19 protein-coding genes are annotated in these 18,687 nt (G+C 58.6%); 9 read left to right on the forward strand and 10 right to left on the reverse strand.

The window, feature by feature from the left end; all coding sequences use genetic code 11:
- Window positions 1-64: 64 nt before the first annotated feature.
- From ABJH13_RS18050 to ABJH13_RS18060, 3 genes are read right to left on the reverse strand one after another with little or no spacing between them, the layout of a single operon-like run.
- On the reverse strand, window positions 65-997 hold the full coding sequence (locus tag ABJH13_RS18050) for a pseudouridine-5'-phosphate glycosidase (RefSeq protein ID WP_348407613.1): 933 nt from the start codon (window positions 995-997) through the stop codon (window positions 65-67).
- Entirely contained in the window at window positions 994-1,887 is an 894-nt protein-coding gene (locus tag ABJH13_RS18055) for a PfkB family carbohydrate kinase (RefSeq protein ID WP_348407614.1), read from the reverse strand. The genes ABJH13_RS18050 and ABJH13_RS18055 overlap by 4 nt, the downstream gene beginning before the upstream one ends.
- Window positions 1,888-1,923: 36 nt before the next feature.
- Complete coding sequence (locus ABJH13_RS18060; protein WP_348407615.1) at window positions 1,924-2,742, reverse strand: DUF4198 domain-containing protein; 819 nt, start codon at window positions 2,740-2,742, stop codon at window positions 1,924-1,926.
- On the opposite strand from ABJH13_RS18060, the gene ABJH13_RS18065 reads away from it, so the two are divergent.
- Window positions 2,741-3,880, forward strand: coding sequence for a HupE/UreJ family protein (locus ABJH13_RS18065; protein ID WP_348407616.1), 1,140 nt, complete (start codon window positions 2,741-2,743; stop codon window positions 3,878-3,880). The genes ABJH13_RS18060 and ABJH13_RS18065 overlap by 2 nt on opposite strands.
- 4 nt (window positions 3,881-3,884) lie before the next feature.
- Here ABJH13_RS18065 and ABJH13_RS18070 read toward each other — a convergent pair whose 3' ends face one another.
- Window positions 3,885-4,505: a thiamine phosphate synthase gene (locus ABJH13_RS18070; protein ID WP_348407617.1), complete on the reverse strand. Its 621-nt coding sequence runs from the start codon at window positions 4,503-4,505 to the stop codon at window positions 3,885-3,887.
- Window positions 4,506-4,623: 118 nt separating this feature from the next.
- Between ABJH13_RS18070 and ABJH13_RS18075 the strand changes: the two genes are divergently transcribed.
- The 3 genes from ABJH13_RS18075 to ABJH13_RS18085 all read left to right on the forward strand — a co-directional run bounded on the left by ABJH13_RS18075 (window position 4,624) and on the right by ABJH13_RS18085 (window position 8,081).
- Complete coding sequence (locus ABJH13_RS18075) at window positions 4,624-5,388, forward strand: RNA methyltransferase (RefSeq protein WP_348407618.1); 765 nt, start codon at window positions 4,624-4,626, stop codon at window positions 5,386-5,388.
- Between the two features lie 66 nt (window positions 5,389-5,454).
- Window positions 5,455-6,609, forward strand: a complete 1,155-nt coding sequence (gene ctaA, locus ABJH13_RS18080) for a heme A synthase (RefSeq protein WP_348407619.1) — start codon at window positions 5,455-5,457, stop codon at window positions 6,607-6,609.
- The gene (locus tag ABJH13_RS18085) at window positions 6,606-8,081 is read left to right on the forward strand and encodes a carboxypeptidase M32 (RefSeq protein ID WP_348407620.1); all 1,476 of its coding nucleotides are present in this window, start codon (window positions 6,606-6,608) and stop codon (window positions 8,079-8,081) included. The genes ctaA and ABJH13_RS18085 overlap by 4 nt, the downstream gene beginning before the upstream one ends.
- A 69-nt stretch (window positions 8,082-8,150) precedes the next feature.
- On the opposite strand, the gene ABJH13_RS18090 is transcribed toward ABJH13_RS18085, so the two are convergent.
- From ABJH13_RS18090 to gyrA, 4 genes are all read right to left on the reverse strand, one after another.
- Window positions 8,151-8,684, reverse strand: a complete 534-nt coding sequence (locus ABJH13_RS18090) for a hypothetical protein (RefSeq protein ID WP_348407621.1) — start codon at window positions 8,682-8,684, stop codon at window positions 8,151-8,153.
- Window positions 8,685-8,807: 123 nt separating this feature from the next.
- Window positions 8,808-9,158 (reverse strand): DUF6614 family protein, encoded by a 351-nt coding sequence (locus tag ABJH13_RS18095; protein WP_348407622.1) that lies wholly within the window; start codon window positions 9,156-9,158, stop codon window positions 8,808-8,810.
- Between the two features lie 55 nt (window positions 9,159-9,213).
- Complete coding sequence (locus ABJH13_RS18100; RefSeq protein WP_348407623.1) at window positions 9,214-9,747, reverse strand: hypothetical protein; 534 nt, start codon at window positions 9,745-9,747, stop codon at window positions 9,214-9,216.
- An 87-nt stretch (window positions 9,748-9,834) separates the two neighbouring features.
- Window positions 9,835-12,546: a DNA gyrase subunit A gene (gene gyrA, locus ABJH13_RS18105; RefSeq protein ID WP_348407649.1), complete on the reverse strand. Its 2,712-nt coding sequence runs from the start codon at window positions 12,544-12,546 to the stop codon at window positions 9,835-9,837.
- 229 nt (window positions 12,547-12,775) lie between these two features.
- On the opposite strand from gyrA, the gene ABJH13_RS18110 reads away from it, so the two are divergent.
- Together ABJH13_RS18110 and ABJH13_RS18115 are read left to right on the forward strand one after the other, a co-directional pair.
- The gene (locus ABJH13_RS18110; RefSeq protein ID WP_348407624.1) at window positions 12,776-13,045 is read left to right on the forward strand and encodes an usg protein; all 270 of its coding nucleotides are present in this window, start codon (window positions 12,776-12,778) and stop codon (window positions 13,043-13,045) included.
- Between the two features lie 226 nt (window positions 13,046-13,271).
- Complete coding sequence (locus ABJH13_RS18115) at window positions 13,272-14,147, forward strand: hypothetical protein (RefSeq protein ID WP_348407625.1); 876 nt, start codon at window positions 13,272-13,274, stop codon at window positions 14,145-14,147.
- Window positions 14,148-14,165: 18 nt separating this feature from the next.
- Here the strand turns inward: ABJH13_RS18115 and ABJH13_RS18120 are convergent, their stop codons facing one another.
- Together ABJH13_RS18120 and ABJH13_RS18125 are read right to left on the reverse strand one after the other, a co-directional pair.
- Entirely contained in the window at window positions 14,166-15,260 is a 1,095-nt protein-coding gene (locus ABJH13_RS18120) for a Gfo/Idh/MocA family oxidoreductase (RefSeq protein WP_348407626.1), read from the reverse strand.
- A 9-nt stretch (window positions 15,261-15,269) separates the two neighbouring features.
- A complete protein-coding gene (locus tag ABJH13_RS18125; RefSeq protein ID WP_348407627.1) occupies window positions 15,270-15,971 on the reverse strand; it encodes a GntR family transcriptional regulator in 702 nt (233 codons plus the stop codon).
- Between the two features lie 89 nt (window positions 15,972-16,060).
- Between ABJH13_RS18125 and ABJH13_RS18130 the strand changes: the two genes are divergently transcribed.
- Genes ABJH13_RS18130 through ABJH13_RS18140 form a run of 3 tightly spaced genes read left to right on the forward strand, consistent with a single transcriptional unit; the run spans window position 16,061 to window position 18,629 of the window.
- The gene (locus ABJH13_RS18130) at window positions 16,061-17,215 is read left to right on the forward strand and encodes an LLM class flavin-dependent oxidoreductase (protein ID WP_348407628.1); all 1,155 of its coding nucleotides are present in this window, start codon (window positions 16,061-16,063) and stop codon (window positions 17,213-17,215) included.
- Window positions 17,215-18,105: an aldo/keto reductase gene (locus tag ABJH13_RS18135; protein ID WP_348407629.1), complete on the forward strand. Its 891-nt coding sequence runs from the start codon at window positions 17,215-17,217 to the stop codon at window positions 18,103-18,105. Before ABJH13_RS18130 ends, ABJH13_RS18135 begins: the two co-directional genes overlap by 1 nt.
- Window positions 18,105-18,629, forward strand: coding sequence for a flavin reductase family protein (locus ABJH13_RS18140; protein ID WP_348407630.1), 525 nt, complete (start codon window positions 18,105-18,107; stop codon window positions 18,627-18,629). The genes ABJH13_RS18135 and ABJH13_RS18140 overlap by 1 nt, the downstream gene beginning before the upstream one ends.
- Window positions 18,630-18,687: the final 58 nt, after the last annotated feature.

Consider the following 18,687-nt stretch of genomic DNA (forward strand, 5'->3'; position numbering starts at 1 on the left):
ACTGACGCCCCCTGTAGGTAGGGGCAATGACGCGTGCGCACAATGGAGCAGCCCAAACCTTTTGTTAACTTCCCGTATCGCGGGTGAGGCTGTTCAATTCACTGGCAATTTGCGCGGCCAATCTGGCGTTGTTGCGCACCAATGCGATGTTTGCGGTCAGAGACCGCCCGTTGGTCAATTCAAAGATCCGTTGCAGCAGGTAGGGCGTGACGGCTTTGCCCCGGATCCCATGTGCGTCTGCATCAGATTGGGCCTGTGCAATGATGGGCGCCAATTCAGCGGCGGGGATCTCATCTTGTGCGGGGATCGGATTGGCCACCAGTTGCCCACCCGGAAGCCCCATTTCGCCGCGCATGTGGTGCGCGCGCGCAATCGCATCAGCTGTATCCAGACGCAGCGGCGCCTTCAGCGGGGAGGTCGCGCTCCAGAATGCCGGGAAGCTATCTTGGCCCACGGTGATCACCGGCACACCTTGGGTTTCGAGCACCTCTAGGGTTTTATCGACGTCGAGAATGGCCTTGGCCCCTGCGGCCACCACCGTGACCGGGGTCTGCGCCAATTCCATCAGATCGGCAGAGATATCAAAGCTGTTTTCCGCGCCGCGATGCACCCCGCCAATGCCGCCCGTGGCAAAGACCGCGATCCCCGCCAGATTGGCTGCGATCATGGTCGCGGCAACTGTGGTGGCCCCGGTGCCGCCGGTGGCGATGCAGGCGGCGATGTCTGCGCGCGACAGTTTTGCCACCGATTTGGCCTGCGCCAGCGTTTCCAGTCGTGCGTCATCGAGCCCGATATGCAAGGTGCCATCCATCACCGCGATAGTCGCAGGCGTGGCCCCGGCGGCGCGCACGTCGTTTTCAACCTGACGCGCCACCTCCAGGTTCTGCGGGTAGGGCATGCCGTGGGTGATAATCGTGCTTTCTAACGCGACGACGGGTTTGCCAGCGGCTTGTGCTGCGGCAACCTCGGCGGACCGCAAAAGGGGCAGGGTGGTCATTGAACAGTCTCTCCTGAAACATATGTGGCGGCGGCTTGGAGCGCGCGGCGCAAGGCGTCTTCGGGGGTGGCCCCCTGTGCGTCGGCGGCAATATGCGCCGCCATGAAGGTATCTCCGGCGCCTGTCACCCGTGTGACAAGAACCTGTGGTGGCGTTTGTGTCAGCATCCCGTCCGGGCGGCCTTCGGTGGCATCGGCGCCGCCATCGGTGACCAACACGCGGGCAGCCCCACGCGCCAGCAACCCGGCGGCGGCATCGCGCGATGTATCAAAACGGCACTGGCACAGCAGGCCAGCCTCTTCGAGGTTCACATACAGCGTCCCCCGTGCGGCCTGTACAAACGGCGCAAGACGTTCTGCCTTGCCGGGGGACGCAGGTGCCACGCGCAAATCGGCCTGCGCCAACACCGGGCTGGTCGCAATCTGCGTCAACAACGCCAAGGTCAGATTTCCATCCAACGCCACGCGCCCGGCAAAGGGGGCCTGCGCCGTCGCCAGACGCCCGTCCGTCAAAGGCGCCAAAATCTTGGACCCGGCCGCCTCAAGGGAATGGGCATCGGCAATCGCCGCGATCAGACCATTCGCGCCCTCGACGGCCATGTACACATCTGTTGGCAGATCGTCAGACCGATACACCGTGTCGGTGATCATCCCACGGGCGATGCAGGCCGCTATCAACGCGTCGCCTTCGGCATCGCGCCCGATGGTGGTCAGCAACGCGGGCGTCATCCCAAAGCGCGCCAACGTCATCGCGATGTTCATCGCAACACCGCCGGGGATGCGGGTGATGCGCCCCGACACGTCTGATCCGTGCCGCATGACACTGGGCGACCGCCCGATGACATCCCACAAAACCGAACCAATGCATAAAATATCAGGCGTAACAGTCATGCGCATCTTGTGGCCGGGATCGCGGCTAGGTTCAAGTCAGTCTTGCACCGGAACCGAAAACGTCAACGCAGCCCACAGGGTTTCCCATACAGGTGCGGTGTCAGATGTGCCTGCATCGGGGCTGGGGCGCAAAACGACCGCATCAAACAGATAGGTATGGCCCGGCGTCACGGGCACCGTGGCGTGGCCTTCGGGGTCCGTATGGGTCAGGCGGATGGTGACCGTGTCATCGGGTGCGCGGTCAAACACCTCTATCTGGGCGTCGGCGCGCGGGGTGCCTTGGTACAAAACCTGCACCCGCATCTGGCCCTGAAAATCATCGGCATAAGGATTGCTGAGTGCGACAAATTCTGTGGCCAACCCAAAGGCACGGTCGTTCCCGGCACCCGACCCTACAGCCACCAACGATTTTGCATGGCGGGTATAGCGTTCGCGAAAATTCTGTTGCGGCCAACCTGCGGCGATATGGTCGGCAGCGGCGGTTTTGAAATCTTTATGGGCGGCAAAGGCCAGAAATTTGTCCCAGTCTTTGTAGGTCAGCCGCGCAGGCGTTGTTTCGTGCAGCACCACCAGCAGGCCGTCTTGGTCTGGGGCGGTTGTATGTAGGGCAGGTGTGTCGCCCGCGCGCCCCGCGACATGGTCAACCCGGTCGCCCTGAACCGTCTCGAACCGGGTGAATTGGTGGTCAAACCACGCCAATGCGATCCCGTCGAAATTTTGCCCATTGCGCAGGTCGGCCACAACGGGGGCACCCCTATCGACTTGATATTTCTGCGGATCAATCCAAAACTCATGGCTAAGGGCGGGCTGAGCCGCTAGCAATAGACCAACCAACACACACCGCGAGATCTTCATGATACCATCCCTGTCACACATCCTTGCCAAGCTGTTTCTTTTCATCGCTTTGTCAACTGCTGGTCTGTTCGGCATGCGGGCCACCGCGCATGAATTGGTGCCCACGATCGCCGATTTGACCGTCTACGACAAGGCGACGGTTGTGTTGGAATTGCGCATCAACCTCGAAGCGTTTCTGGCGGGCATTGATCTGGATGCGGTTGAAAACACCAATGATGACGATGCGGGGGACGCCTACACGACCCTGCGCGCGCTGCCTGCCGATGATTTGGCCGCCCTATTGCCCGGTTTGATCGCCAGATGGAACGCATTGCCGCTGGCCGTGGTCGACAGTCCGCTAGATTTCACCCAAGCGGCGCTTGATATCCCGCAAGACGTAGGCGCAGACCTGCCGCGTATCTCGACGTTGATGCTGCGCGCGCCGCTGCCCGACGGTGGCACGGCGATCACCCTCAACTGGCCGGCTGGGTCCGGGGCGTTGGTCGTGCGTCAACAAGGCGTCGACGCGCCCTATACGGGGTTCCTAAATGGCGGCGACCAAAGCGGCCCGATCAATCTGCGCGGCGGCGGGACGGCGACACCATGGCAGGCCTTTGCCAGCTATATCCCTGTTGGGTTTGACCATATTCTGCCCAAAGGGTTGGATCACATCCTGTTTGTGCTGGGGTTGTTTTTCCTCAGCACCCGGTTGCGGCCCCTCGTCTGGCAGGTCAGCGCGTTTACATTGGCGCACACCGTCACGTTGGCCTTGGGGGCATTGGGGTGGGTCACCGTGCCCGGCAGTATCGTGGAGCCGCTGATCGCGGCATCTATCGTTTATGTCGCGGTGGAAAATATCTTTACGTCTGGGTTAAACCCGTGGCGCCCCGTGGTGATTTTTGGGTTTGGGTTGCTGCACGGGCTGGGGTTTGCGTCCGTTCTGGGCGAATTTGGCCTGCCCGAGGGGCAGTTTATCCCGGCGTTGATCGGGTTCAACATCGGTGTTGAATTGGGCCAGCTGACGGTGATCGCTATCGCGTTTTTAGGGGTGGGGTGGTGCGCACGCAGAGCGTGGTACCGCGCGCGGATCGCGGTACCAGCGTCATGTGTTATCGCCGCTGTGGGGGCGTATTGGTGCGTCGAACGGGTGTTTTTCTAACGTTTCAGGACATCGCCGCGATCAGCGCGCCCAAGGCCGCCGTGGGGTCATCCGCCTGCCAAATCTCTTCACCGATGCCAAAGAAATCGGTGAAGGGCGCCAGTTTGGTGATCATCGCCGCATCCAGCGCGCCTTCGGCAACCACGGGCACTTCGATCACCTGCGACCACCACTCAAACAGCTCTTGCTCAACAAAACTGCCGTCGCCCAATTGTGTCGCTTGGACCGGGCCAAAACTGACGTAATCAGCACCGGCTTCGCCCGCAGACATACCATCGTGGCGCGACGTGGCACAAAAACTGCCCACAATCGCATCATCGCCCAAGGCTTTGCGCGTTTCACGCACCGATTTGGCCGCATCCGTCAGATGCACCCCATCCAAGCCCAACCGTTCTGACAACACCATATGATCGGTTAAAACCAAGGCCACATCACGTGCATGGGTCACCTCGCGCAGGGCATCGGCCGCGCGCGACAGACGGTCTTCGTCGCGGGTGGCCAGATCAAGCCGCACACAGGCAATCGGATGCGTGTCCAAAACCGACGCAAGCACATCAGGAAAACGGCTCAGCTCAACCTCGGGCGGGGTGATCAGGTAGAGTTGCGGGTGTTCGGGGGCGTCCATGGGTCGTCCTTTGGTGGTCGTTTCACGGTGTCCCTACCCGATGTGATCGGGAATGAAAACTTCTATGCGACCCCCTGCGAGACTTGCGAGCCCGCATCTGGCACCGTATGAGCCGCCTATGACCCAAACCGACCACACCCCACCCAGCCCCGCCTTTGTCCTTGTGCGCCCGCAAATGGGCGAAAACATCGGCGCCGCCGCCCGCGCCATGTGGAACTTTGGGCTCGACCGGATGCGGCTTGTCGCGCCCCGTGATGGGTGGCCCAACCCCAACGCGGTGGCCATGGCCAGTGGCGCGGGGCGGTTGCTGGACAATGCCCAACTGAGCTCGGATTTGCCCGGTGCCATCGCTGATAGCACCTTTGTGTTTGCCACCACGGCGCGGTCACGCGATCTGACGAAACCGGTGTTTAGCCCACAAGAGGCGATGCGCCATGCCGCGCGCACCATCGCGGATGGGGGCCGGGTGTCGGTGCTGTTTGGTCCCGAACGCGCGGGGCTGGAAAACGACGATATCTCCCGTGCCAATGCGATCATTTCGGTGCCGGTGAACCCAGCCTTTGCGTCGTTGAACCTGGCGCAATGTGTGTTGTTGGTGGGCTACGAATGGATGCGCGCCACCGGTGATGTCACCCCCGAAACCACCGAGATGGCAGGCACTGATTGGGCCGAAGGCGTCGAGGTGGAACATCTGGCCAAGCACTACGAAGACCGGCTGGAGGACGCGGGGTTTTTCTTTCCCGAGCACAAGGCCGCATCGATGCGCACAAACCTGCGCAATATGTGGAGCCGCATGCCCCTGACCCGTGCAGACGTGCAAATGATGCACGGGGTGTTGCGGCAAATCGTCCGTTGGAAAACACGCGACGACGAGACGCGCTAGACGTGCTGGACGCGCGCGCGCGATGGTTTTAGACATGCAGCGCAAGATCACAGCAAGGACACCCGCATGAGCCGCAAACGCAAGCTCTTTGAAGAGGTCGGCAGCGCCGAAGCCATCCGCCCCGTGGCCCAGCCCGGCGCGATTGATCAAGGCCATACTGGCGCGCGCGGGGCGATCCGTCTGTGGCTGATGATATTGTTTGCATTGGTGTTTCTGATGATCGCCGTGGGCGGTTTGACACGTCTGACCGACAGCGGGCTTAGCATCACAGAATGGCGCCCGTTCACCGGGGCGATGCCCCCCACGACCACGGCAGAATGGGAAAGCGAATTTGCCAAGTACCGCGCAATTGATGAATTCGTGATCCAGAACCAGTGGATGGATCTGGATGACTTCAAGGTGATCTACTGGTGGGAATGGGGGCACAGACAATTGGGGCGGGTGATCGGCTTGGTCTGGGCGCTTGGGTTTAGCTGGTTCGCAGTGCGCCGCCAAATCCCCACCGGCTGGACCCCCAAATTGGTGCTGTTGGGCGCGCTAGGCGGGGCCCAAGGTGCTATCGGTTGGTGGATGGTGGCCTCTGGTGTTACCCAAGGCGAGGGCATGACCGATGTGGCCAGCTACCGTTTGGCGACGCATTTGGGGCTGGCCTTTGTGATCTTGGGCGTCATCACGTGGTACGTCCTGCATTTGGGGCGCAGCGCGCGTGACCTGATGCAGGCGCGCCGCGCCAAAGAGGCCAAACCATGGGGCCTGTCCACCGGGCTGATGCATTTCGCGTTTCTGCAAATCCTGATCGGCGCGCTTGTCGCGGGGATAGACGCCGGTCGCAGCTATACCGATTGGCCCTTGATGGGCGGGCAGGTGTTCCCCGCCAGCGCCTTTGCGCTTGACCCCATCTGGCGGAACTTTTTCGAAAGCCCCGGATTGGTGCAATTTATCCACCGGGTCACGGGCTATCTGCTGGCGGCTTTTGCCGTGGTGGTGTGGCTGCGCGGCCGGAAATCGGCCCATGGGACAACGCGGTTTGCCTTTAACGCAGTGATGGCCGCGGTAGCCCTGCAAATTGTCATCGGTATTAGCACGGTCGTTTATGGCGCACCGGTGCATATCGCCTTGGTGCACCAATTGATGGCCGTGATCCTGTGGGTGCTGATATTACGCGCCCGTTTCCTAAGCGGCTACCCCGTTGCAACATCCCTGAGAGGACCCACCACATGACCGCCTATGATGATCTGATGGCCTACACCCGCGAAACAGAAGCTTTGGCGCAGATTTCGGGACGTTTGGGGTGGGATCAGGAAACCATGATGCCGCGCGGGGCCACTGCGCAACGGGGCGAAGAAAGCGCGGCCATCGCCAGTGTTTTGCATGCTCGGCGCACCGACGCGCGTGTTGGGGCGTGGATAGACGCGCTTGCGGGCACCCAATTGTACGACACTGCGGCCGCCCAATTGCGGCATATTTCACGCAGCTATACGCGCAACAGCAAAGTGCCTGCCGCGTTGGCAGCCAAGATTGCACGGGTCACATCCGAGGCGCAAGGCGTTTGGGCGCAGGCGCGCAGTGATGAAAACGTGGCGGCTTTTGCGCCTGCGTTGGAAGAAATCATCGCGTTGCGCCGGGAAGAGGCCGCAGCTTTGTCAGAGGGGGGCGATCTTTATGATGCGCTGTTGTCTGACTACGAACCTGGCACGACTGGTGCAGAGCTTGAAGCGATGTTCGGGGCGCTGCGTCCAGAGCTTGCAAACCTGCGTGCCGCAATCCGCGAGGCCGAAGCGCCCGCAAAATTGACCGGACATTTTGACGAAGACGCGCAGATGGCATTGACCCGCAAGCTGGCGGAGACCTTTGGCTATGACATGAACCATGGGCGGATCGATAAGGCCGTGCATCCGTTCAGTTCTGGGTCTGGGTTGGATGTGCGGATCACAACGCGCACGAACCCGACGGATCCATTCAACTGTTTTTATTCTACAATCCACGAAGTCGGCCATGCGACCTACGAACAGAATATCCATTCTGACTATCTGCTGACCCCGCTTGGGGGCGGCGTGTCGATGGGTGTGCACGAAAGCCAAAGCCGGATTTACGAAAACCAGATCGGGCGCAGCCGGGCGTTTACAGGGTGGCTGTTTGGGCAGATGCGGGATGCGTTTGGTGATTTTGGCATTGCGGATGAAGACAGTTTTTACGCCTGCGTGAACCGGGTGTCTGACGGGTTCATCCGGACCGAAGCGGATGAACTGCAATATAACCTTCATGTTTTATTGCGCTTTGACCTAGAGCGTGCGTTGATTGGCGGTGATCTGTCTGTTGCTGATTTAGAAGCCGCCTGGAACGATCGTTTCGCAGCTGATTTCGGGTACGCCGTTGATAAACCATCGCATGGGGTGTTGCAGGATGTGCACTGGTCGGTCGGGTTGTTTGGGTATTTCCCTACGTATACCTTGGGCAATGTGTATGCAGGATGTTTGAACGAGGCTATGCGAGGGGCGCTGCCCGGCCTGGATAATCAGCTGGCACAGGGCGATACATCCGCTGCGACCGGTTGGCTGCGAGATCATGTGCAGACACATGGTGGGCTATATGAACCCTCGGAGGTGATCGCGAACGCCAGCGGCGTAACTCCGACCGAAGCGCCATTGTTGACATATCTGACGAAGAAATTCGCTGCACTTTACAAGTTGTAGGACTATTAACATGGTCCAGTGTGCTACATGACCTTAGGGCACACTGGACGCCATATTTTTGTTCTGCGATTACGCGTAGAAATCTACAGTAGGTTGGCTGCTATCATAACCGTTTTCGGTCAATGTAGCGGCCAATATGTCTGCGAAACTTTCTTCTATTTCTGACGCTTCGTAGCTTTCTGTCGCTTCTTGGATCAATGACAGCACGGCCTCGTCTACGCCGGAAGAAGAACCTGATTGCCCGTCCGGGCGACCTGGTCCGCCCGGACCACCGCCGGGCCCGCCTGGTCCGCCACCAGAAATGCCGGCCTGTTCAGCTAATTCACGCGCGTCGATGCCTGCTTCAGACAAGGCCTTAGCCAAACCCGCACTGGGCGCAATGCCCAATTCTTTGATCGTAGAGACGAGTGCCTTGGCATCGTCATCAGACAGGTTCTCAGTATCATACTCGGTCAAGGCTTTGGTGAGTTTGGTGCTTTGTTCTTCGGTTAGAATGCTTGACTGTGTCGTCCGTTGGAACATGCTGGCAGTCGATATGGATGAAATCATTCGTAACTGATACCTTCTACTGTGAGCCAGCGCGCCCAATCTGGTGCGCTGCATTTCGACACTTTAGAAGCGTTTTCCAAAAACCAGATTAAGGAATAAAACACACATAAAAAACGATTTATCTTCCACCCTTACGTTTGTATCAGGTTTTTGATGAAATTGCGCAAGGACGGCGTGTTATAGTAGTGCCATGCGCTCGGCGCGTTCTGAATCTGGATATGGTCGGTAAAGGGCAAATTCCGACGTCGCAATCAGGTCGTTGACCGCCCGGTGCATCTGAGCAACCTCATCATCATGCGTGCCCGTCAGGCGAAATGCTTGCTCCAGCTGGCCCAACCCATCGACTTCGATCTCTAGCATAAAGTCGCGGTAACAATCGGCGGCCAAGTTTAGCTTGCGACGCAACAACCGCCAGTTTCCAATGACACCGGCGGATTGTAAGTGCCCCATCCAATCATCCAAGGCCTTTGCAAAAAGCAGCGCTTTGGCGTCGTTTTTTAGCGTTATCATGCAGCAATACAAATTCATCTGGGGCCTCATTCATCAGATCACACCAGTGTGCGGCTAAATCCTTGAAGCATAGTTAAGATTCGAACAAATTGCCGGGATCAAACTCACACCATTGCCGCGCGTGGTCCAAGGTTTCCTTGAAACCCATGGGCGAAAACACCCCATAGGTCCATGTTTCCCCTAAAGCGACGCGGTCCAAGGCAACGGTTACCGTGTCTGTCGCACCCAGAATCGCCTGTGCCATTTCCGGCACGAACCCCGGTGTCAGATCTGCCGCATAGCCAACGGCGCTATCGCCCAACATCATTTCATCGCCGAGCCAAACAGTGGCGCCGTCAATCTCAAGCAGGATTATATCATCGGCATCCCATGGTGCCTGAGTGTCGCCCGGCCATGGCGCATATTCGTACCGAAAACCTGCGTTTAGCCCCTGAACCCCAAAGCTGAAGATCAATGCGCCGGACGTGTCGCGGGCCGCGCGTTGGGTGTAGATAAAACACTGGTTCCCGATCTTCGCCGCCGCCCAATCACCGCTTTGAAATTGGGTGGCTGCGGATGCCGTGGCCCAGAGGGACAGTATGAGAACTAACAATGTCTTTAGGGTCATATCAGGCTCCGTCATCTGCGATGCGACAGAGCCTGATCTACAGGATGGTTTTTAACATTTCCTGACCCCCGCCAAAGCGGGAGGGGGTTATTCTTCGGTGTCTTCTGCGTCTTCACCTTGGTCTGCGATCCAAGCGACGCTGACGACTTCTTCGCCTTTGCCCGTGTTAAACACCCGGACCCCACCGGCCGACCGCGACCTAAACGAGATACCATCAACTGGCACGCGGATCGATTGACCCTTGGAGGTGGCCAGCATGATCTGGTCGTCCATTTCCACCGGGAAACTGGCAACCAAAGCGCCGCCGCGCATGGCTTTGTCCATCGCCTGAACGCCCATGCCACCACGCCCACGTACCGGGTAATCATGGCTCGAACTTAGCTTGCCAGCGCCTTGCGACGTCAGGGTCAGGATCAGGTTTTCGGCCGCCGACATTTCGGCATAGCGATCCGGGCTGATGGTGGCATTGGCATCTGTGTCTTCTTCATCGGCCACAACGCTTTCGGCATCATCGGCCAACCCGGCCATCGCACGGCGCATTTTCAGATAGGCGGCGCGTTCGTCCGATGTCGCATCAAAATGCCGGATGATCGACATAGACACGACCTTATCCGACCCGGTCAGTTTGACACCGCGCACGCCCACAGAACTGCGCGAATTGAACACACGCACATCCGTTGACGGGAAGCGGATCGCCCGGCCAGAGGCGGTCACCAACATCACATCTTCGTCGGGCGATGCGATGCGCGCGTTGATCAGCGTGGTTTGGGCGTGTTCGTCTTCGAACTTCATGGCGATTTTACCGTTGGATTTCACATTGGTGAAATCTGACAGAGCGTTGCGCCGCACCGTGCCTGCCGACGTGGCAAAGACGATCTGTAGTTCTGACCAGTCGTCTTCCTCACGGTCAATCGGCAAGATAGCAGCGATCGAGACACCCGGCGGGATCGGCAGGATATTGACGATCGCCTTGCCTTTGGCCGTACGACCCCCTTGGGGCAAACGCCATGTTTTCAGCTTGTACGCCATGCCATCGGTCGTAAAGAACAACAGCTGCGTATGGGTATTGGCCACGAACAGGGTGGTGACCACGTCTTCTTCTTTGGTCTGCATCCCCGACACACCCTTGCCACCGCGGCGTTGGCTGCGGAAATCGGCCAGAGGCGTGCGTTTGATATAACCGCCCGATGTGACGGTCACGACCATGTCTTCGCGCGCGATAAGATCTTCGTCCTCCATATCGCCCGACCAATCGACGATCTCGGTGCGGCGCGGTACGGCAAATTGGTCGCGCACTTCGCGCAGTTCGTTGGCGATGATCCCCATGATCCTATCGCGCGAGCCTAGAATTTCGAGGTATTCCTTGATCTTACCAGCCAGTTCTTCGAGCTCGTCGGTGACCTCTTTGACCCCGATCTGCGTCAACCGTTGCAAGCGCAATTCAAGGATCGCACGCGCCTGCGTTTCTGACAGGTTATAGGTGTCATCGTCATTGGCGGTGTGGGTCGGGTCGTCGATCAGCGCGATATAGGGCAAAATATCCGTCGCAGGCCAACGGCGCGTCATCAATTTGCTACGCGCCTCGGCGGCATCCGCAGACGCCCGAATGGTCGCGACGATTTCATCAATGTTGGTGACGGCCACGGCCAGACCACACAGGATATGGCTGCGTTCACGGGCCTTGCGCAACAAAAACGCGGTGCGGCGCGCGACAACGTCTTCGCGGAAATCAATGAAGTACGTCAGGAACTTGCGCAGCGTCAGCTGTTCCGGCCGACCGCCATTCAGCGCCAACATGTTACAGCCAAAATACGTCTGCATCGGGGTAAACCGGAACAGTTGGTTCAACACCACCTCGGCCGTTGCATCACGCTTGAGCTCGACCACCACGCGCACGCCATTGCGGTCAGATTCGTCTTGAACGTGGGCGATGCCCTCGATCTTTTTCTCGCGGACCTGTTCGGCGATCTTTTCGATCATCGAGGCCTTGTTGACCTGATAGGGGATTTCATCCACGACGATAGCCCAGCGATCCTTGCGGATCTCTTCGACACGGGTCTTGGCACGGATAATCACGCTGCCACGCCCCTCAAGGTAGGCTTTGCGCGCGCCGGTCCGGCCCAGCATAATGCCACCGGTCGGGAAATCTGGCCCGGGCACATAGTCGATCAACTGCTCGGACGTCAGGTCGGGTTCTTCGATCAGCGCCAGCGTCGCATCGATAACTTCGCCCAGATTGTGCGGCGGAATGTTTGTGGCCATCCCAACCGCAATACCGCCCGCACCGTTGACCAGCATATTGGGGAACCGAGCGGGAAGCACAGTAGGTTCTTTTTGTTTGCCGTCGTAGTTGTCTTGAAAATCAACGGTGTCTTTGTCGATATCGCTCAGCAAAAACGCGGCGGGCTTGTCCATGCGGACTTCGGTATAGCGCATCGCGGCGGGGTTATCGCCGTCCATAGACCCGAAATTGCCCTGACCATCGAGCAGCGGCAGCGACATCGAAAAATCCTGCGCCATCCGCACCAAGGCGTCATAAATCGCGCTGTCACCGTGGGGATGATACTGCCCCATCACGTCGCCCACAGGACGCGCCGATTTGCGGTAGGATTTGTCGTGGCTGTTGCCCGTTTCATGCATCGCAAACAGGATCCGCCGGTGCACGGGTTTTAACCCGTCGCGCAGGTCGGGGATCGCCCGGCTGACAATAACCGACATCGCGTAATCAAGATACGACGTGCGCATTTCATGTTCGATGCTGACCGATGGCCCGTCATAAACGGGACGCTCTGGCGTCATTTCATCATCGTTCTCAGGAGGTTGTGGTGTATCGCTCACGTGGACTGCCCAATTGTTCCGCAGGGTCTATATATTGTGGATTAATCCTAGCAGAGGGTGCATATCAGGTGCAATCCCTCAGTTCCGGTCAGGTTGGCAGCCGTCGCCCTTGAGTGACAACACATTGTTTTCATTGAAAAGTAATTTGATCGTGGCAGCATCGGTTTAGAAACAACGATTGAGGTCACACATGTCGAGATCTGAAACCGAATTGATGCTCAAGGGCTATGGGTTCACCACGGCCGAATTTTTCTACCACATGCCGGACCATCTGCATGTGTTGAACACCTTCGTCTGGCAGGAATATGACATCGCGCCGGACCATCCTCGATTGTTCGAATTCGTTGAGTTCTGGCAATCTGAAATCGAAGGGCCGTTGCATTCGGTGCGTTTCACACACCGCAAGATGATCGGCGCGGGGGAATGGCGCAATGTCACGGGGGAATTTACGTTGCATTAAACCCTGCGGGAGCGGCGGCCCTTTTAAGGGGGTTACACGATCAATGTTGGAGCCAATGTTCCGCAAATTCGCAAGGCGCGCCAGACGTTTAGCCGGGCCCACCCAGGCCGCAGGCAAGGATCAATGCGGCGCGCAGGGGGCGGGCATCTGATAGCCGTGTTAGCGTTTGAACATCGCGACCGCAGCGTCTAGTCTGTTGATACCTTGTCTCTTTTCATGGAACGCTATGCAGCTGGTCTTTCACACAGGCGCCCACTTTACCGAACAAGACCGCTTGATGCGGTGCCTTTTGAAAAACAAAGAGGCGTTCGGCCAGCAAGGCATCGCGGTGCCGGGGCCGGGCAAATACCGCACATTGTTGAACCAAACCGTAGATGCAATGACTGTGGACGCGCCCGCAAGCGATGCGCGTGAAATTCTGCTGGATGCGATCCTCGACGAGGAAACCGCCCACCGTGTTATTTTGTCGAACAGCCGTTTTTTGGGGGCGCCGCGGTTCGCTATCGATAGGGGGGTGATTTACCCCAACGCTGGGCAGCGCGTGGCGCGGTTGGCGCATCTGTTTCTTGCGGATGATATTGAATTATTTATGGCCGTGAAAAACCCCGCCAGTTTCATGCCTGCGGTTTACCAACGGTCACCAAAAAACGGGTTGGCCGAATTCACTGATGGGGTCGATCCGCACCGAATTTATTGGTCCGATACGGTCACGCGGATTCTTGACGCCGCTCCGGGTGTAAAAATCACGATTTGGTGCAGCGAAGACGCGCCGTTGATCTGGTCGCAGGTGTTGCGCGAAATGGGTGGGGTGGGGCCTGCGGACGACATCGAAGGCAGTTATGACCTGCTAGAGGACATCATGGCCAAAGAAGGCATGACCCGGTTCCGCGCGTTTCTTGAAAAACACCCCAACATGACCGAGCTGCAAAAACGCCGCGCTATTGTCGCCTTTCTAGAGGCCTTCGCCATCCCCGAAGAGATCGAAGAGGAGCTGGATATGCCCGGCTGGACAACCGATACGGTCGACGCGCTGACAGAGATCTACGACGATGACATTGCCGCCATGGAACGCATGCCCGGCGTGCGGGTGATCACCCCCTGACACGCCACGGCTCTGGTTTCACAACATAACAGCCTGACCCGTCGCGGCGGATTTTTGCGCGGCCATGCCCATTTGAACGGCCCACAGACCGTCCTCAAAACTGACGTCGGGCAGGGCGCGTTGCCCACGCACGACCTCTAGAAACCGCTGATGTTGATAAAAGGTCGACCCATTGTGGTCACCTGCCGCCAGCAGATCCGGGTCCACCGGGATCAGGCGCGTTTCGGGGCGTTTGGGACTGCGGGGGCTGATTTCCAACATCGGCGTGGGCGCATCGCCCAGATCGCCGGGCCAAAACCGCGTGGGGCCGGGCACAAACGCCTCGATCTTGCCAGCCGCCCCCATGGCCGCGATGGTTTCTTGATACCGCGCACCCTCGGCGAACATGCACAGTTCCAGCATCGCGCGCGCGCCGCCTTCGAAATCGACGATGACATACCCATTGTCGAGGATATCTGGCGTTTTACCGTCGTAGATTTCATCCAGATGGTTCACCGACTGCGCCGCACTCGCCATCACACGCAGCGGGCGAGTGCCAATCATCACCCGCATCAGGTCAAAGAAGTGACAGCATTTTTCGACAAACGTGCCGCCAGTCTGGTGGTTAAAGCGGTTCCAATCCCCGACCTTGGTCAAAAACGGAAACCGGTGTTCGCGGATGGTCAACATCTTGATCCCGCCGGTCACGGCTTGCGCGTCGTTCAGCAACGCCGCAATGGGCGGCATATAACGGTATTCCATGGCCACCCAGATCGGCGCGGGGGAGGTGGCCGCGACAGCTTGCAACGCCGGAATATCGGCGGGGTCGGTCAACAGCGGCTTTTCCATCAACACGGGCAACGGGCGTTTGGCCGCGATCTGGCGCAGCTGTGCGGCGTGGCAATGATTGGGGCTGGTCACCACCAGACAGTCGATCTGCGGGTCATCCAGCAACGCATCAATGCTATCGGCAAAAGTGACATCGCCCACGATCTGGGCCGCGGCGGCGCGCATGTCTGCATCCGGTTCGTAGATGGTGGTCACGGCTGTGTTGGGCAAAAGAGCGATGTTTTTCAGGTGCTCTTGCCCCATCATACCGCACCCAATCATGCCGTAGCGCGTCGTTTCTGTCATGGGGTGTCCTTATTTTAACCGTTGTACGTAGATGGATTTGGTCGTATCGAACCAAGTGCGTGAAAATTCAATAGGGATCGGCCCGGCGGACCAACTGAAGCGTTCGATATAACCGCAGGGCGTGCCGGGTTTGCCAAACGGTGCAGGCGTCCAGTCGGGCAGGGCGCTGATGCCCACGCGGTCTTCGGCGCGGGTGATCCAGAATCCCAAGACCTCCAGATAGGTCTGATACAGGGAATCGCCCAGCATATCGGCACCCAACGTGCCCGCGCTGGCATCCAACCAGATCTCTTCGACCGCAATTGCTATATCATTGAGGTACCGCAATCGACGTATGCGCGTGGCGCGCACGCTGGCCCCAAAGGCGGGCAGATCATCGGGTTTGGCGCATAGACCAATGGTGATCACATCGGCCGTTGGCAGGCCGCCCCCTTCGGGCAGTTCCAGCCGGAACATGGCATAAAGCCCCGCAGCTTTGCCCGGTTTGCGCACGTAATTGCCCGACCCTTGCACCCGTTCCAGCAACCCTTTTTGTTCCAGATTGGCCAACGCCTTGCGCAGCGTACCGATGGATGTGCCCAAGGTCGCGGCCATCTGACGTTCGGGGGGCAGGCGTTCGCCGTCGAGCAACCGCCCTGTATCTATATCGCGGATCAAAAGCTCGCTGAGTTGAATGTATTTGGGCAAATCTGCGCGGCGGGAATAGGGCATTATAAATATCTCAAATTGATATACTATTGATCTACATTTTTCCCAGTGCTATTCAAGGGTCAAATGCCCCTGATCCCAAAAGGACGCCCATGACCGTTGTGCCCGTCACCTCTGCCGATCTGAATGCGGCCGAAGTCTCTTGGTTTTCCGCGCTGTGCTCGGATGACTATCAGTTTTTGGGGGTACCAGATGGAGGGTTGCGCTCGAGCTGGGCGCATTGTTCAAATATCGTGAAAACCGCCGAAGCGCAGGGGTTTCGCAACATTCTGTGCCCGTCATCCTATCAGGTGGGCCAAGACACGCTGAGCTTTGTGGCCGGCTGCGCGCCAATCACCGACAAGATCAACCTGCTGGCCGCGGTGCGCTGCGGCGAGATGCAGCCCATCATGTTGGCACGCACGATTGCCACGCTGGATCACATGCTCGAAGGGCGGTTGACGGTCAATATCATCAGTTCGGATTTTCCGGGCGAAAAGGCCGACAGCACCTACCGCTATCAACGCTCGCGCGAGGTGGTTGAGATCTTGAAACAGGCGTGGACCCAAGATGAGATCAACTACGCAGGTGAGGTCTACAATTTCAGCGGGCTGACGACGGACCCGGTGCGGCCCTATCAAACAGGCGGGCCGCTGCTGTATTTCGGTGGCTATTCACCCGCCGCGCTGGATTTGTGCGCCGAGCATTGCGATGTGTATCTGATGTGGCCCGAACCCAAGGATCAATTGGCCGCGCGCATGCAGGCCGTGAACACATTGGCCGCCGAAAAGGGTCGCACCCTGGATTATGGCCTGCGGGTGCATATGATTGTGCGCGACACCGAAGCCGAGGCCAAAGAATACGCCGATTATATCGTGTCCAAGCTGGACGATGACCATGGCCGCAAGATCCGGGAACGGGCGTTGGATGCCACGTCTTTGGGGGTGTCGCATCAGGCCAAGAACCGCGATATCGCCGATGAATTCGGATATGTCGAACCACATCTGTGGACGGGCGTTGGCCGGGCGCGGTCTGGGTGTGGTGCGGCCTTGGTCGGGTCTGCTGATCAGGTGCTATCGGAAATTGAAGCCTATCAGAAAATGGGCATCCGGGCGTTTATCTTTTCGGGGTATCCGCATATTGATGAGGCTGAATATTTTGGACGCTTGGTTATGCCTCATCTGAATACATGCTCGTTGCCGCAGGCCTACGGCCGTGTGCCCGCAACGCCCCCCCTCACACCCCTTGCCGCAGGAGACCGTCGTTGATGGACCGCGTTGCCCTTTCCGATACTATTGACTTTAGCCGCATCGTGTATGGCATGTGGCGGCTGGCCGATGATGCCAATACATCGCCCGCTCATGTGCGCGCCAAGATCGACGCCTGCCTTGCGCAGGGCATCACAACGATGGATCAGGCCGATATCTACGGGGGGTATGCCGCCGAAGAGGTGCTGGGTTCGGCGCTCAAGGAAAATCCCGGTCTGCGCGACCAGCTCGAGATTGTGACCAAATGCGATATCGTGGCACCCATCGGCAAATATGCGGACCGCCGGGTGAAACACTATGACACCTCGGCGGCGCATCTGCAGGCCAGTGTCGAGGCATCGTTGACCCATATGGGCATCGAACAGATCGACGTGCTGTTGATCCACCGCCCGGATCCGATGATGAACGCGGCCGAAACCGGCGGCGCACTGGATGCGTTGATCGACAGTGGCAAGATCAAGGCGGCGGGGGTGTCGAATTTCCGCCCTTGGGATTGGGATTTGTTACAATCGGGCATGACCCACAAGCTGGTGACCAACCAGATCGAAATCAGCCTCGCCGCGCGCGACGGCCTGATCAACGGCGATCTGGCGCATCTGCAACAGCACCGCATCGCGCCCATGGCGTGGTCTCCATTGGGGGGCGGCAGCCTGATGACCGACACCAGCGCTGTGGCCACCAAGATGGACGCGATTGCATCGGCACAGGGGGTTGACCGCGCGGCAGTGGCAGTTGCGTGGCTATTGGCGCATCCGGCAGGGATATTGCCGGTGATGGGCACCAATACCTTGGCCCGGATCGCCACATTCAGCGATGCCTTCAAGGTCGACATGGACCGGCAAATCTGGTTTGAGCTCTATGAGGCCGCAAACGGCCAAGAGGTGCCATAATGGCAGATGGATCGCATCAGATGCCACAGTTGCACAGCTTTACCCCCGGCACAGACACCCAACGCCAGTTTCGCGATGCGATGGGTCGGTTTGCGACCGGCGTCACCGTGATCACCGCGCAAACGCCCACCGGGCCCATCGGCATGACGGCGAATTCCTTTTCGAGCGTCTCTATGGACCCGCCGTTGGTGTTGTGGTGCCCGGCGAAATCATCCAGCCGCTATGCGCATTTTGTCGCCGCGCCACATTTTGCCATCCACGTGATGGGCGCCGAACACGAAGACATCGCCGTTGGGTTTGCCAAATTAGCGCAGGCCTTTGATGGGCTGGATGTGACGCAAAACGCGCAAGGCGTGCCCTTGTTGGGCGATTGTTTGGCGCGGTTCGAATGCACAACACACGCTATTCACGACGCGGGCGATCATTCGATTGTTCTGGGTCATGTCGGATCAGCCGCCTTCCGGGAGGGGGAGGCACTGATTTTCTGTCAAGGTCGCTTTAGACAAATTGACAACCGCGCGTAAAACGCGAACCAATGAAGCATGCGGGGAAAACCTGCATGAGGTGACCCGGTAAACCCGG

It is taken from the genome of Roseobacter sp., from assembly GCF_039970775.1.
Taxonomy (GTDB): domain Bacteria; phylum Pseudomonadota; class Alphaproteobacteria; order Rhodobacterales; family Rhodobacteraceae; genus Roseobacter.